The sequence below is a fragment of the Aeromicrobium sp. MLTX1 genome, assembly GCF_046452335.1.
In the GTDB taxonomy this organism is placed as follows: domain Bacteria; phylum Actinomycetota; class Actinomycetes; order Propionibacteriales; family Nocardioidaceae; genus Aeromicrobium.
In genome coordinates this window covers 1652267-1665090 of record NZ_JBKFDN010000001.1, presented here as the reverse complement: position 1 = coordinate 1665090, position 12824 = coordinate 1652267, and the positions used below count along the sequence as shown (strand labels likewise).

General features: G+C 71.9%; 15 protein-coding genes. 5 read left to right on the top strand and 10 right to left on the bottom strand.

Going from position 1 to position 12824, the window contains the following annotated elements; translation table 11 throughout:
• Position 1: 1 nt before the first annotated feature.
• Positions 2-1138, bottom strand: coding sequence for an AI-2E family transporter (locus ACK99Q_RS07970; RefSeq protein ID WP_410185610.1), 1137 nt, complete (start codon positions 1136-1138; stop codon positions 2-4).
• 61 nt (positions 1139-1199) lie between these two features.
• On the opposite strand from ACK99Q_RS07970, the gene msrA reads away from it, so the two are divergent.
• The 3 genes from msrA to ACK99Q_RS07955 are packed head-to-tail and all read left to right on the top strand — an operon-like array spanning position 1200 to position 2737.
• Positions 1200-1835 (top strand): peptide-methionine (S)-S-oxide reductase MsrA, encoded by a 636-nt coding sequence (gene msrA / locus ACK99Q_RS07965; protein WP_410185609.1) that lies wholly within the window; start codon positions 1200-1202, stop codon positions 1833-1835.
• Positions 1836-1845: 10 nt separating this feature from the next.
• The gene (locus ACK99Q_RS07960; protein WP_410185608.1) at positions 1846-2184 is read left to right on the top strand and encodes a hypothetical protein; all 339 of its coding nucleotides are present in this window, start codon (positions 1846-1848) and stop codon (positions 2182-2184) included.
• A gap of 1 nt (position 2185) precedes the next feature.
• Positions 2186-2737 carry a mismatch-specific DNA-glycosylase gene (locus tag ACK99Q_RS07955; RefSeq protein WP_410185607.1) on the top strand — a complete coding sequence of 184 codons (552 nt, stop codon included), beginning with the start codon at positions 2186-2188 and terminating at the stop codon, positions 2735-2737.
• Between the two features lie 10 nt (positions 2738-2747).
• Here the strand turns inward: ACK99Q_RS07955 and ACK99Q_RS07950 are convergent, their stop codons facing one another.
• Positions 2748-4118 carry a tail fiber protein gene (locus tag ACK99Q_RS07950; RefSeq protein ID WP_410185606.1) on the bottom strand — a complete coding sequence of 457 codons (1371 nt, stop codon included), beginning with the start codon at positions 4116-4118 and terminating at the stop codon, positions 2748-2750.
• 169 nt (positions 4119-4287) lie between these two features.
• Here ACK99Q_RS07950 and ACK99Q_RS07945 point away from each other — a divergent pair, with 169 nt between their 5' ends.
• Positions 4288-4710 carry a VOC family protein gene (locus ACK99Q_RS07945; protein ID WP_410185605.1) on the top strand — a complete coding sequence of 141 codons (423 nt, stop codon included), beginning with the start codon at positions 4288-4290 and terminating at the stop codon, positions 4708-4710.
• 4 nt (positions 4711-4714) lie between these two features.
• On the opposite strand, the gene ACK99Q_RS07940 is transcribed toward ACK99Q_RS07945, so the two are convergent.
• Genes ACK99Q_RS07940 through ACK99Q_RS07925 form a run of 4 tightly spaced genes read right to left on the bottom strand, consistent with a single transcriptional unit; the run spans position 4715 to position 8635 of the window.
• Positions 4715-6208: a cytochrome P450 gene (locus tag ACK99Q_RS07940; protein ID WP_410185604.1), complete on the bottom strand. Its 1494-nt coding sequence runs from the start codon at positions 6206-6208 to the stop codon at positions 4715-4717.
• On the bottom strand, positions 6205-7023 hold the full coding sequence (locus tag ACK99Q_RS07935; RefSeq protein WP_410185603.1) for an SDR family NAD(P)-dependent oxidoreductase: 819 nt from the start codon (positions 7021-7023) through the stop codon (positions 6205-6207). Before ACK99Q_RS07935 ends, ACK99Q_RS07940 begins: the two co-directional genes overlap by 4 nt.
• A gap of 38 nt (positions 7024-7061) precedes the next feature.
• Positions 7062-7955 carry a pirin family protein gene (locus ACK99Q_RS07930; RefSeq protein WP_410185602.1) on the bottom strand — a complete coding sequence of 298 codons (894 nt, stop codon included), beginning with the start codon at positions 7953-7955 and terminating at the stop codon, positions 7062-7064.
• Complete coding sequence (locus ACK99Q_RS07925) at positions 7952-8635, bottom strand: tyrosine-protein phosphatase (RefSeq protein WP_410185601.1); 684 nt, start codon at positions 8633-8635, stop codon at positions 7952-7954. Before ACK99Q_RS07925 ends, ACK99Q_RS07930 begins: the two co-directional genes overlap by 4 nt.
• Before the next feature lie 56 nt (positions 8636-8691).
• Here ACK99Q_RS07925 and ACK99Q_RS07920 point away from each other — a divergent pair, with 56 nt between their 5' ends.
• Positions 8692-9600 carry an SGNH/GDSL hydrolase family protein gene (locus ACK99Q_RS07920; RefSeq protein WP_410185600.1) on the top strand — a complete coding sequence of 303 codons (909 nt, stop codon included), beginning with the start codon at positions 8692-8694 and terminating at the stop codon, positions 9598-9600.
• 215 nt (positions 9601-9815) lie between these two features.
• Here the strand turns inward: ACK99Q_RS07920 and ACK99Q_RS07915 are convergent, their stop codons facing one another.
• The 4 genes from ACK99Q_RS07915 to ACK99Q_RS07900 form a co-directional block, all read right to left on the bottom strand.
• Entirely contained in the window at positions 9816-10667 is an 852-nt protein-coding gene (locus tag ACK99Q_RS07915; protein ID WP_410185599.1) for a Bax inhibitor-1/YccA family membrane protein, read from the bottom strand.
• A 95-nt stretch (positions 10668-10762) separates the two neighbouring features.
• Complete coding sequence (locus ACK99Q_RS07910; protein ID WP_410185598.1) at positions 10763-11827, bottom strand: hypothetical protein; 1065 nt, start codon at positions 11825-11827, stop codon at positions 10763-10765.
• Positions 11824-12150: a PadR family transcriptional regulator gene (locus tag ACK99Q_RS07905; RefSeq protein ID WP_179423156.1), complete on the bottom strand. Its 327-nt coding sequence runs from the start codon at positions 12148-12150 to the stop codon at positions 11824-11826. The genes ACK99Q_RS07910 and ACK99Q_RS07905 overlap by 4 nt, the downstream gene beginning before the upstream one ends.
• 147 nt (positions 12151-12297) lie before the next feature.
• Positions 12298-12810 (bottom strand): DinB family protein, encoded by a 513-nt coding sequence (locus ACK99Q_RS07900; protein WP_410185597.1) that lies wholly within the window; start codon positions 12808-12810, stop codon positions 12298-12300.
• Positions 12811-12824 lie beyond the last annotated feature (14 nt).

Here is a 12824-nt window from a genome sequence, read left to right as displayed (position 1 = left end):
CCTAGGCCGTGGCGGGAGGTGGGTCGCCGAGGTCGCGGGACTCCTCCCCCAGCACGCCGTCGGTGTCGGGTGGCTCGCCGTTCGCGAGGTGCCGGACCACGCTGTTGAGGCAGGCCGCGAAGGGCACCGAGAGCAGCGCACCGACCACGCCGGCGACGACGAGGCCCGTGGCGATCGCCAGCAGGATGGCCAGCGGGTGGAGGGCGACGATCGCGCCCATGAGGAACGGCTGGAGCACGTGCGACTCGAGCTGCTGGACCGCGATCACGCCCGCCAGCATGAGCAGCGCGGTGACCGGCCCCTGCGCGACGAGGGCCACGAGGACGGCGACCATGCCCGACACGAGCGCGCCGACGATGGGCACGAACGCGCCGAGGAACACCAGGACGCCGATGGCCGCCGCGAGCGGGACCTGGAGGATCAACGCGACGCCGGCGATGCCGATCGCGTCGACGAGCGCGACGAGGACCGTGGCCCGGACGAACGCGGTGAGCGAGCCCCATGCGGCACGGCCGGAGGACGCCACGCGAGGCCGCGCGGCGCGCGGGAACAGCGCGACGACCCACGACCAGATCCGCCCGCCCTCGTAGAGGAAGAAGAACAGCGCGAAGAGCGCGATGAAGAATCCGGTGACGAAGTGGCCGATCTGGGTGCCGACCTCGGTGGCCTGGTTGACCACCGATGAGTCGCTGGAGGAGATCGCGGCCTGCACGCGGTCGACCCAGTCGGCCAGCTGGCGGTCGGAGAGGCCGAGCGGCCCGGTGCGCGCCCAGTCCTGCAGCTGGGCGATGCCCTCGACCACGCTGTCGCGCAGGTCGTCGAACTGCGTGGACAGCTGCTGGCCCACGAGGCCGAGCATGCCCACCAGCGCGAGCACCAGCCCCAGCACGACCGCGAGCGACGCCACCAGCCGCGGCACCCGGTGCCGGACGAGCCAGTCGACGCCGCCGATCGTCAGCGCGGCCAGCAGGATCGCGACGGCGATCGGGATCGTGACCTCGGAGAAGTGCCCCAGACCCAGGGCCAGGACGTAGAGCGCGGCGCCGATGACGACGATGCGCCAGGCCCAGGCTGCGGCGATCTCGATGCCGATGGGAACCTCGTACCGCCCGGCACCGCGCGGCGTCTCGTTGCTCACGCATCGAGGCTACGGGAACATGCCGACACCGCACGGTGTTGATGACGACACAGGAGGTCCCATGCGATTCGGATTCGACAAGACGACGCTGCCCACGGCGGACACCGCTCTGCCCGGCCGCGACACCCGCCCCTTCGAGGTCGGCGACCGCCACCTCGTCACGGGCAACCCCATCGAGACCGACGGCCCCGAGGGCTTCGGCGTCGCGGTCTTCGGCCTCGGCTGCTTCTGGGGTGAGGAGAAGACGTTCTGGGAGCAGCCCGGCGTCTGGTCCACCTCGGTCGGCTACGCCGGCGGCCACACCCCCAACCCCACCTACGAGGAGGTGTGCACCGGTCGCACCGGTCACGCCGAGGTCGTGAAGGTGGTCTTCGACCCCTCGGTCACCAGCTACGCCGACCTGCTCAAGGTGTTCTGGGAGAACCACGACCCCACGCAGGGCATGCGCCAGGGCAACGACCGCGGCTCGCAGTACCGCTCGATCCTGCTGACCACCACGCCCGAGCAGCAGGCCGAGGCGGAGGCGTCCCGCGACGCCTACCAGAAGCAGATGACCGCCCACGGGTACGGACAGATCACCACGCAGATCCGTCCGCTCGAGGACTACTGGTACGCCGAGGAGGGCCACCAGCAGTACCTCGTGAAGAACCCGTACGGCTACTGCCCGCTGCACGCCACCGGCGTCTCGTACGCCTGAGGCCGGGCCGGTGATCCTGCGTCGCTGGCGGGGCGCCGTGCGCCCCGAGGACGTCGAGGCCTACCTGGCGCACCAGAGCGCCACGGGGGTGCGCGCCTACCGCGCCACCCCCGGGAACCTCGGCGTCCTCGTCCTGCGCCGGCACGTCGGCGACCTCGTCGAGGTCGTCACGCTCTCGCTGTGGGAGTCGATGGACGACGTGCGGAGCTTCGCGGGCGACGACCCCGGGGTTGCCGTCTTCTACCCCGGCGACGACGACCTGCTCGTCGAGAAGGACGCCCACGTCGACCACCACGAGGTCACCGAGGCCGAGCTGGACGCCGGCCTGCTCGGCCGGTTCGCGGGCTGACGTGGGCTGGAGCCGCGCCGAGCTGGAGTCGTTCGCCGGGAGCACGATCCCGGACCTGATGCCCGATGAGCTGCGCCTGCTGTTCGTCGGCATCAACCCCGGGCTCGTCAGCGCCGCCACGGGTCTGCACTTCGCGCGGCGCGGGAACCGCTTCTACCCGGCGCTCGTGCGAGCCGGGCTCGTGGACTCCGACGACCCCGCCGAGGCGGCCGACCAGCTGCGTGCGCGGGGCGTCGGCATCACCAACCTCGTCGCGCGCGCCTCCGCCCGCGCCGACGAGCTGGACCCCGCGGAGCTCGTCGAGGGCCGCGAGCGTCTGGTGTCGCTCGTGCGCGAGCGCCGGCCGCGCGTGGTGGCGGTCGCGGGCATCACGTCGTACCGCACCGCGTTCGGGCACCGCGCTGCCCGTCCCGGTCGCCAGCCCGGCGACCTCGCCGGGGCCGAGGTCTGGGTGGTCCCCAACCCGAGCGGCCTCAACGCCCACGAGACCGTCGAGTCCCTGGCCCGCGCCTACCGCGAGGTGGCGCGGGCGGCAGGACTCCTCGACGACTGAGCGCCCGTCCTCACTCGGACGACGGGTAGATCCCGTTGTTGCAGATGCTGTAGCGCAGCCCGTTCGGGGTGACCGCTCGCAGGTCCGGGACCGCGAACGTCGTGGACCCGTTCCCGCCGAAGTAGGTGCCGAGGAGCGAGAACAGCGCCTGGTACTGCTGGATCGGCAGGATCCGGCCGTCGGCGGGCACGCCCCGCCAGCCCACGCCCAGCACGACCGTGCCGACCGTGCAGTCGTAGTCGTCGCGGAACGCGCGGGCGGAGCCCTGCCACTGGTTGAACTCGCTCGACAGCAGGGAGTTGCCGGCCGGGCCCTGGATGCCCTGAGGACCCTGCGGGCCCGCCGGACCCGTCGGCCCGGCGGGGCCCGCCGGACCCGCGGCGCCGGCGGCGCCCGTGGCGCCGTCCTCACCGTCAGCGCCGGACGCGCCTGCGACACCGGCCGCGCCCGCGGCCCCCGTCTCGCCTTGCGCGCCCTGCTCGCCCGTCTCGCCCTTGTCGCCCTTGTCGCCCTTGTCGCCCTTCGCGCCTGCGGCCGCGACGAGGATCCAGTCCGCCGGCGAGGACGCCGGGTCCGCGGCGATCGAGGAGCGCGCGGCCACGTACGTGCTGCCGCCGCGGGTCACCACCGCCGCCGGAGGACCGGCGCTGTAGGTCGTCGCGCCGCTCCAGGACGACACGGCGCTCCACGGGACGACGCCGTCGTCGCCTCGGTCGCCCTGGTCGCCCTTCGCGCCGGTTGCGCCCGCGGCGCCGTCGTCGCCCTTCTCGCCCTTGGCCCCGTCGGCGCCCTTCTCGCCGGTCGCACCCGTCGCGCCGTCGGCACCGTCGTCGCCCTTCTCGCCCTTGGCCCCGTCGGCGCCCTTCTCGCCGGTCGCACCGGTTGCGCCGGTCGCACCGTCATCGCCCTTGGCGCCGGTCGCGCCGTCGGCGCCCTGGTCGCCCTTGGCGCCGGTCGCGCCCGTGTCGCCCTTGGCGCCCTTGTCGCCGGTCGCGCCGTCAGCACCGTCCTGGCCGTCGGCACCGTCCTCGCCGTTCGCTCCGGCTACGCCCTGCGCGCCCGCCGCACCCGAAGAGCCGGCGGCGCCGTCGAGACCGTCCTCGCCGTCCTGGGCGTTCGAGCCGTCCTCGCCGTCGGCCCCGGCAGCACCCTCGGCCGCCTCGGGCTCGCCCTGCCACGTGACCGGCACGAGGTCGTCGGCGCAGGTGCCGGAGTCCGAGAGGTAGAGCGAGCCCGCCGTGACGTCCATGCAGCCGTACATCGGCGAGCTCACCGGCACCGCGTCGTCGCTCGTCGCCGTCGTCACGACGAGGGCCGAGCCCGCCCCGACCACCGCCGACGCCGCTCCGCAGGCCAACACCAACCGCAAGGAGCTCAGCATCCTCGCCCTCCACTCGCTCGTCCGGGCACAGCTCACCCGATCCGTTCGGGGCCCGAACGGACGTTACCGACGATGTGTCGCTCGCGAGCCGAGTTACGGATGTTGGTCGTGTGACATGGTCGATCGTCAGCGCCCGGGCTTGTCCGCGGCGGGGTCTAGCGTGACCGGCATGGACCAACGACTCAGCCTCATCACCCTCGGTGTCGCCGACCTCGACCGGGCGCGCGCCTTCTACGAGGGCGGCCTCGGATTCACGAAGGACAACGACGAGGACGGCATCGCGTTCTACCAGCTGCCGGGCATGATCCTGGCGCTGTGGACCCGCGCCGGGCTGGCGAAGGACGCCCGCGTCGAGGACACCGGCGCCACCTTCAGCGGCATCGCGCTGGCCCAGAACGTCGGATCACCCGCCGAGGTCGACACCGTGATCGAGCAGGCGCGCACGGCTGGCGCCACGGTGCTCAAACCGGCCGAGGCCACCGAGTGGGGCGGCTACTCCGGCTACGTCGCCGACCCCGACGGCCATCCGTGGGAGATCGCGCACAACCCGTACTGGACCGTGCACGCCGACGGCCGCACCACCTTGAGGTGAGGCCTCAGTGCGCCACCGGGCAGCCCGTGGGCACCTCGGCCGGGCCGTCGTCGCCGGCCAGCTCCTCGGGCCCGCGCGACGGTGTCCGACGGGTCAGCGTCACTTCGAAGCCCTTCGGCACGATCGTGAGACGCTCGTCGATCCGCAGGTCGTAGTCGGGGTCGGCCGTGATGTCGTAGCGGTGCAGCAGCCGCGCGAGGACGAGGATCGCCTCGTGCAGCGCGAACTGGCGGCCGATGCACGCCCGGTCGCCGGTGCCGAACGGCTTGTAGACGTTCTTCATCCGGCCCTTGGAGTTCTCGGGCAGGAAGCGGTCGGGATCGAACTCGTCGGCCGTCGGCCCCCAAGCCACGGGGTCGCGGTGCATCATCGGGAGCACGATGATCGCCCAGTCGTCGGGCGTCATCACGGCCTCGTGATCGGTGCCGGCCGCGATCGTGGTGGTCTCGCGCGGCGAGCGCGCGAACGCGGGCGCCGTGGGCCACAGCCGCAGGCCCTCGTCGAGGCAGCGGCGCAGGTAGCGGAACCGCGGCACCTGCTCGAACGTCGGCTCGGCATCCGGGTCGTCGCCGAGCAGCGCGTCGGTCTCGGACTGCGCCTTCGCCAGCATGTCGGGGTGGCGCGAGAGGTAGTAGAGGACGAAGCTCAGCGCCCCCGAGGTGGTCTCGTGGCCCGCCACGAGGAAGGTCAGGATCTGCTCGCGGATGTTCTGGTCGTCGAGCCGCACGCCGGTCTCCGGGTGCGCCTCGTAGAGCATGCGGTCGAGCAGGTCGTCGCGCCGCTCCCCCGTCGCCCGACGGTCGCGCACCATCTCGTCGACGAGGTCGTCCACGTAGGCGCGGTGCTCGGCGTTGGCCTCGTCGATCCGCTTCGCGATGCGCTTGCCGCCGGGGATCGAGTCGAGCGACGACTTCTGCATGCCGGTCATCAGTGCGGCGATCATGGCGTCGACGAACGGGTGTCGCTCGCGCGATGTGAACGAGCCGAAGTCGCGGCTGAACGCGCAGCGGCTGATCGTCTCCATCGTCAGCTTGGTCATGTCTGCGGTGACGTCGATCGGGCCGTCGATCCCGTCCCACACCGCGAGCATCTCGGCGGCGGTCTCGAGCATCGTGTCGTGGTAGCCGCGCATCGCCGCCTTGGAGAACGCGGGCATCAGCACGCCGTGCGCCGTGTCCCAGTTGGGCTCGTGGTCGAACGCGGTGAACAGCGCGTCGCCGACGAACTCGCGCAGCGCCACCAGGGCCGGCGGCAGGTTCTTGTGGAAGCGGGTCTCGTCGCACATCTCGGCGGCCAGCTCGGCACCCGTGACGAAGACGAACTTCTGGCTGAACACTCGCACCTCGAACAGCGGGCCGAGGTCCTTGCCGACGCGCATCACGTTGGCCAGGGGCGTGCCCGTGCGCATCGTCAGCGCGTCGTAGGCGACCGGCCGACGGCCGGGCGGGTGCGGCAGACGCTGGCCGCCCCAGGCGTTCTTGACGGTGAAGACGCTCACAGTCCCGCCTTCCCCGCGAAGCGTGCGACGAGCCGCTGGTAGTGCGGACCCGTCACCCTCGACACGAGGTCGATCACGCGGGCGTCCGCGCCGATGAGCACCCGCGCCTTGCCCTTCTCGACACCCCGCAGGATCACCTCGGCGGCGCGCTCGGGCGAGGTGCGCGCGACCCGGTCGAACGACGAGGCCAGGTCGTCGTGGTCGAGCCCGTCCACCTGACCGGCGTTGCGGGCGACGTTGGTCCGGATGCCGCCGGGGTGCACGCACGTGACCTTGACCGGCCGGCCGCGCGCCACCATCTCCATCCGCAGCGCCTCGGTGAAGCCGCGGACGGCGAACTTGGCGGCGTTGTAAGCGCCCTGCGTGGGCACCGAGATGATGCCGAAGACGCTGGAGATGTTGACGACGTGACCGTCGCCCGACGCGATGAGATGCGGCAGGAAGGCCTTCGAGCCGTTCACGACACCCCAGTAGTCCACGTCCATGATGCGCTCGAGGTGCTTGAAGTCCATCGCCTCGATGTCGCCGGTGAACGCGATGCCCGCGTTGTTGTAGACCTGATGGATCACGCCGAAGTGCGCGGCGACCTCGTCGGCGTACGCGAGCACCCGCTCGCGCTCGGAGACGTCGAGGTGATCGGCACGGACGTCGGCGCCCGCGGCCTCGAGGGTCGCTCGCGTCTCGGCCAGTCCCGCGGCGTCCACGTCACTGATGGCCACGCGGGCGCCCCGCTGTGCGAGACCGACCGCGAGGGCCCGTCCGATGCCCGATCCCGCGCCGGTGACGACGGCGACCTTGCCCGTGAAGTACGTCATACCCACCTCCGGATACCGACAGTATCCGAAAGTGGGCCTCAGGCGCGACGAACGCGCGGACGAAGTCTCACGTGGGGCATCGGCGGGGCCGGGATGACCTGGTCGCCGTGGCCCTCGACGTGCCCGTAGCGGGGCGCGAGCGCCTCCCAGGCCTCGCGCGCCTCGACGATCTCCTCGTGCGAGCGGCCGATGAAGTTCCACCACATGACGATCTCCTCGCCGAACGGCTCGCCGCCGAGCAGCATCGCGATCGTGGGGCGGTCGACCTCGAGCGCGAGACGCGCGCGGCCGGGTGCCAGGTGCTCCAGCGAGCGGTGCGGGACGGCTCGTCCGCCGACCGTGACGTCGCCGTCGACGGCGAGGACGCCGTGCTCGAAGTCGGGATCGAGGTCGAACTCGTGGCGCCCGGGCTGGAGCCGCAGCTCGACGCCGACGAGCGGCGTGTGCACCGTGGCCTTCGACGTCTCGCCGGCGAAGCTGCCGACCAGCACGACGCCGGCCCAGCCCTCGCCCTCGACGCGCGGCAGGTCGGGGTGGTGCTCGAAGGCCGCGGGCCCACGCCGCGTGGCGTCGGGCAGGGCCACCCACAGCTGCACGCCGTGCATCTCGCCCGGCGGGCCCTCGGTGAACTCCGAGTGCGACACCCCGTCGCCCGAGGTCATGAGGTTGAGCTCGCCCGGCTCCAGCACGACGTTGCTGCCGAGGCTGTCGCGGTGTCGGATGCGGCCCTCGATCGGCCAGGTGACGGTCTGCAGCCCGATGTGCGGGTGCGGCAGGACCTCCATGCGGTGCTCGGTGGGACCGAAGTGGTCGATGAAGCACCACGCTCCGATGAGCGGGATCTCCTTGCTGGGCAGCGTGCGATGGACCTTGAGTCCGCGCAGCCCGCCCAGCGGGACCTCGCGCGGCTCGATCGTCCGATCCGGACTCATCGCACCAGCGTAGTGCGGAGCCGGTCGATGGTCTGGGGCGTGCCGCCCGCGCGCTGGAACCAGCCGACGGCGCCGCCGGGGTGCTGGTCCCACGTGTCGAGCACGCCGCTGATCGCCTCGACGGGCGTGGCGATGTAGCCCGCCGGCAGCATGGCGCGACGCTCGCCGAAGAGACGGTTGAAGCGGGCCTGGATCTGCTCCTCGTGCTGCGCCGTGACGAGGTAGTCCTCGACGATGTCGTCGCGCTTCGCGCCCAGCAGCGCGAGCACCATCGCGATCGAGACGCCCGTACGGTCCTTGCCCGCGGCGCAGTGGACGAGGGTGGTGGCGTCCTCGGCCTGCGCGACCGCGTCGATCACCTCGACGAGGTGCTCGGACGTGGTCTGCAGCATCAGCTGGTAGAGCTCGGCCAGCGACTCCGGTGGCGCGACGCCCGGCCGCAGCGCGCTGAGGAGCGGGAAGTTGAGCACCGTGACCCCCGGCCCGGCGAGCGGGTGCTGGGTCTCGGTCTCCATCGAGGAGCGCAGGTCGATGATGACCGTGGGCGGCCAGGTGATGTCGGCGGGCGCGACGTCGTCGCCCAGGGGCAGGGCGCTGCGCAGCAGGCGGCCGGGGCGGATGACGCCGCCCTCGACGGCGGTGCCGCCGAGGTCGCGCAGGTTCGGGACGGTCTCGTTCACCCCTCCATCCTAGGAACCGCGTCCGACCGTCTGGCCCGACTTCCTACACTGGATGCGTGCCCAGCCCCGCGAGGACCACTGCCAAGGCCGCCGCGAGGACGGCTGGATTCAGCCTCGGCACCTACGCGATCCTCGTCGGGCAGGCCCTCCTGGCGCGCAAGCGGATCGGCACCACCACCGACCGTCCGCCCTCGGGCAACGGCGTCTACGGCGAGGACCTGCCGGGCGAGACGCTCCGCTGCCTGCTGCTCGGCGACTCGACGATGGTGGGCTACGGGGTGAAGGACCTCGAGCACACGCCGTCGGCCCTCATCGGCACCGGTCTGTCGCACCTGCTGGGCCAGCCCGTGCAGATCCGCAACGAGTCCACCGTGGGGGCGCGCTCGCGCGACCTCCAGCACCAGATCACCGCGTCCGACCTCGACGACCCACAGCTGGCGATCATCCTCATCGGCGCCAACGACATCACCCACCAGGTGCCCGCGAAGCGCTCGGCCCGCCGCCTCGCGGCCGCCGTCGCGCGCCTGCGCGGCCTCGGCACCGAGGTCGTCGTCGGCTCGGTGCCGGACTTCGGCACGATCAAGCCGCTGCCCGTCCCCCTGCGCACCGTCTGCCGCTACTGGAGCCGCCACCTGGCCCGGCGCCAGACCGTGGCCGCCGTCGAGGCCGGCGCCCGCGTGGTCTCGCTCGCCGACGTGCTCGAGCCGCTGCTGCTGGTCAAGGGCGACGCCCTCTTCGGCGACGACCGCTTCCACCCCAGCGCCGACGGCTACGCCACGGTGTGCGGGTTCCTCGTCGCGGCCGCCGTGGCCCAGTGGCGCTCGCGCGACGAGCAGGCCGAGGTGGGCGCCGTGGAGCAGATGCCGCTCGGTGAGGCTGCGGAGTGGGCGTCCGAGCACGGCGGCACCGAGGTCGCGCCGGCTCCCCGCGGACGCCGCTGGGTGGCCGTGCTGCGCCGCCGCTGAGCTGCCCGGGCGGTGAGTCCTCAACCCTTCATGCCGCCCTCGGTTGCCGAGCGGTGGATGGTCAACCCTACGAGGCACTCATGCGGTTGATCCCTCACCGGCCACCGCGAGGAAGGGTTGACAGCTCACCGCTCACGCAGGGTCCCGGACATGACGAAGGCCCGCCACCTCGCGGCGACGGGCCTTCGTGCTGAGCGCCTCAGGGACGCCGTGGATCAGTTGTCTCCGCGCAGGATCGCGAGGAGGCGCAGGATCTCGAGGTACAGCCAGACCAGCGTGACGGTCAGGCCGAACGCCGCGCGCCAGGACTCACGCTCGGGCAGGCCGGCCTCGACGCCGCGCTCGACGAAGTCGAAGTCCATGATCAGGCACAGGACGCCGAGCACGATCGCGACGCCCCCGACGAGGATCGCCAGCATCGGGTTGTCCATGCTGCGCAGGCCGCCGTTGGGGAACACGCCGAACAGGCTCAGCACCAGGTTCAGCACCATGACGCCCATGAAGGCGAACAGCGAGATCATGACGACCCGGCGGAACTTCGCGGTGACCTGGATGTTGAAGAACTTGTAGGCGGCCAGGGTGGCGGCAGCGGCGACGAACGTGGCCAGGACGGCCTGGAACACGATGCCGGCGTCGCCCACCCAGGTGGAGATGATCTTGGAGAAGGCGCCGACGAAGACACCCTCGACGAGCGCGTACGCCATGACCAGCGCGGGGCTGATGACCTTCTTGAAGGAGTTCACCATCGCCAGGACGAAGCCGATCAGCGCGCCACCCATGGAGAACGTCCACGCGGTGGCCAGGGCGGCGTCGGAGTTGATGTCGCCGATCATGAACCAGGCGACTGCGGCGCCGAGCACCACGAGGCCGAGCGTGATGGCGGTCTTCTCCACCACGGTGTCCAGGGTCATGCGTCCGGGGGACGTGGGAGCCTGCAGGCCGGGAGCCTGCGTTCCGTCACCCGAGCCGGACAGGTCGATCTTCCACTGCGACGGGTCTGCGTACTGAGTCGTGTTGCGGCCGTTGAACTCCGCGTTGTTCGCAAAGACGGGGTTGCTGCTCCTCATGGTCTCCTCCGGGAGAATGTGGCCCCGCGCGCCGGCGGTGGCGGGGTCGGTGTACTCACCCTATACAACGCCCCCACCACCGTCAGGCTTCCCGCTCAGGGCTTCTTCGTCCCGTCCTTCTCCTCGGTCGTCGCCGCGGAGCCCTGCGCGTCGGCCGCGGGGCTCGCGACGAGCAGCGCCGGGACCTTGAGGAACGGCGCCGGACGGTCCTGCGCGACCGCTCCCGTGACCGGACGGGTCGGGTCCTCGAACGTGGACTCGGCCATCTTCATCGGGAAGACATTCCACGCCGTCGCGCCGGTCTCGAGCTGGACGGGCATCCACGCGCCGGGCTTGGTGCACTCGTCCCACTCGTCCTTCTCCAGGCAGCCGTTGCCCCCGGGGACCGAGGTCGTGAGGGGCTTGCCGTCCTGGTCGAACAGCTGGACGCCGTTGAGCTGCTCGCCGCGGGCGTTGTAGGCGAAGATGTTCGTTACCTCGGAGCCGTTGAGCCAGACCCCGGTGCCGTCGCCGGCTCCGTAGCTGCCCTCGTAGTCGTACGCCGTCGGGTTGTCGTAGGCCATCTCCAGCTCGGCCCCCGTGGCGTCGTTCGCCAGCACCGGGATCAGCGCGAACGCTGCGAACGCGTTGCCGAGCACGATCAGCACGCGCACGGGGCGCGGCCACGACCTCAGGCCCAGGAAGACGCTGCCGACCACGAGGAGGATCAGGAGCAGCCATCTCGGGAGGTCGCCGGGAAGGACGTCGGTCTTCCACATCCCGAGGATCGTCAGGCAGAACACCTGGTAGGCCACCCAGCCGCGCACGATCCACCACGCGGGACGCAGGGTGACCAGGAAGTCGAGGGTCGCGGAGACCGCCGGGCTGCGACGCAGGCTGCGCTCGACGTCGCGCCCCATCTCGGCGAAGGAGGTCCCGATCGCGTGGAGGCGGCCCTTCCCGGCCTGGGGCGTGGGCAGTCCGGCGGCGCCGCGCAGCTCGTGGGCGTAGGCCGTGGGATCGGGCAGCTCGCGCGCCAGGTCCTCGGCGTACGCCTCGGCGAGGTCGGCCTCGAGGCCGTCGGTGAGCTCCTCGACCTCGTCGGCGGGGAGGTCGGCCAGCGCGGCGCGGACGGCGGCCGCGAACGCGACGATCTCGGCGGGGAGGGTGGTGGCGTTCATGCGGCGGTCCCTTCGAGCATGCGGTCCATGGTGCGGGCGAACTCGGCCCAGGTCTTGCGTTGCGCGGCGAGCATGGTCCGGCCCTGCTCGGTGATGCCGTAGTACTTGCGGTGCGGACCCTCCTCGCTCGGGACCACGTACGACGTGAGCGCGCCGGCCGAGTAGAGGCGGCGCAGCGTGCCGTACACCGACGCGTCGCCCACCTCCTCGAGCCCGGCGGCCCGCAGGCGGCGGACGACGTCGTAGCCGTAGCCGTCCTCGCCCTCGACGACGGCCAGGACGGCCACGTCGAGCACTCCCTTGAGCAGTTGGGTTGCATCCATGCGTCGGACAGTACCACGCAATCCGCATTAGTGTGCGAAACGTGACACCGGCCGGTCGTGTCGCCCCACTGAACGAGGTTTCCTGTCACTTCACGTGGTTCGCGAACCCCGTGAAGTGACGGTTTCCCCGCTTAACCGGGGAAACCGTCAGGCCCGGACGTCGTGCAGGTGGTGCACGAGGTCGTGCAGCGCGTAGCGGGTGAGGGTGTCGGCGGTGAAGGCCGAGCCGTTGGAGCGGAGGCCGGGGCGGGACCAGTCGCGCACGGCGTCGATCTCGGCGGCGAACGCGTCGGCGGCCGGGGAGAGCTCGGCCGCGACGGCGGCGGGGTCCTGGTCGGCGTAGCGGGACTCGGCCGCCGTGGCGTCCTGGTCCCAGTTCGCGAACTCCGGCCCGTCCTGCTCGCGGATCAGCGCGAGCCGGTCGGCGAACAGGTGCAGCACGTCGCGCACGTGGCACGCGTACTCCAGCACCGACCACGTGGCGTCGTCCGGCCGCTGCGCGGCGTCGGGCCGGGCCAGCGCCTCGCCCCACCGCGGCACCATCGCGCGGACCTCCTCCCCCGCCCGCGTGGGCTCCGCCGCGTCCGCGTCGAAGCCGCACTCCTCACAGGTCTCCTGCAGGACCCAGGTCCAGTCCTTGGTGTCGGGGATGATCGCCATGCCGGTCACGATGA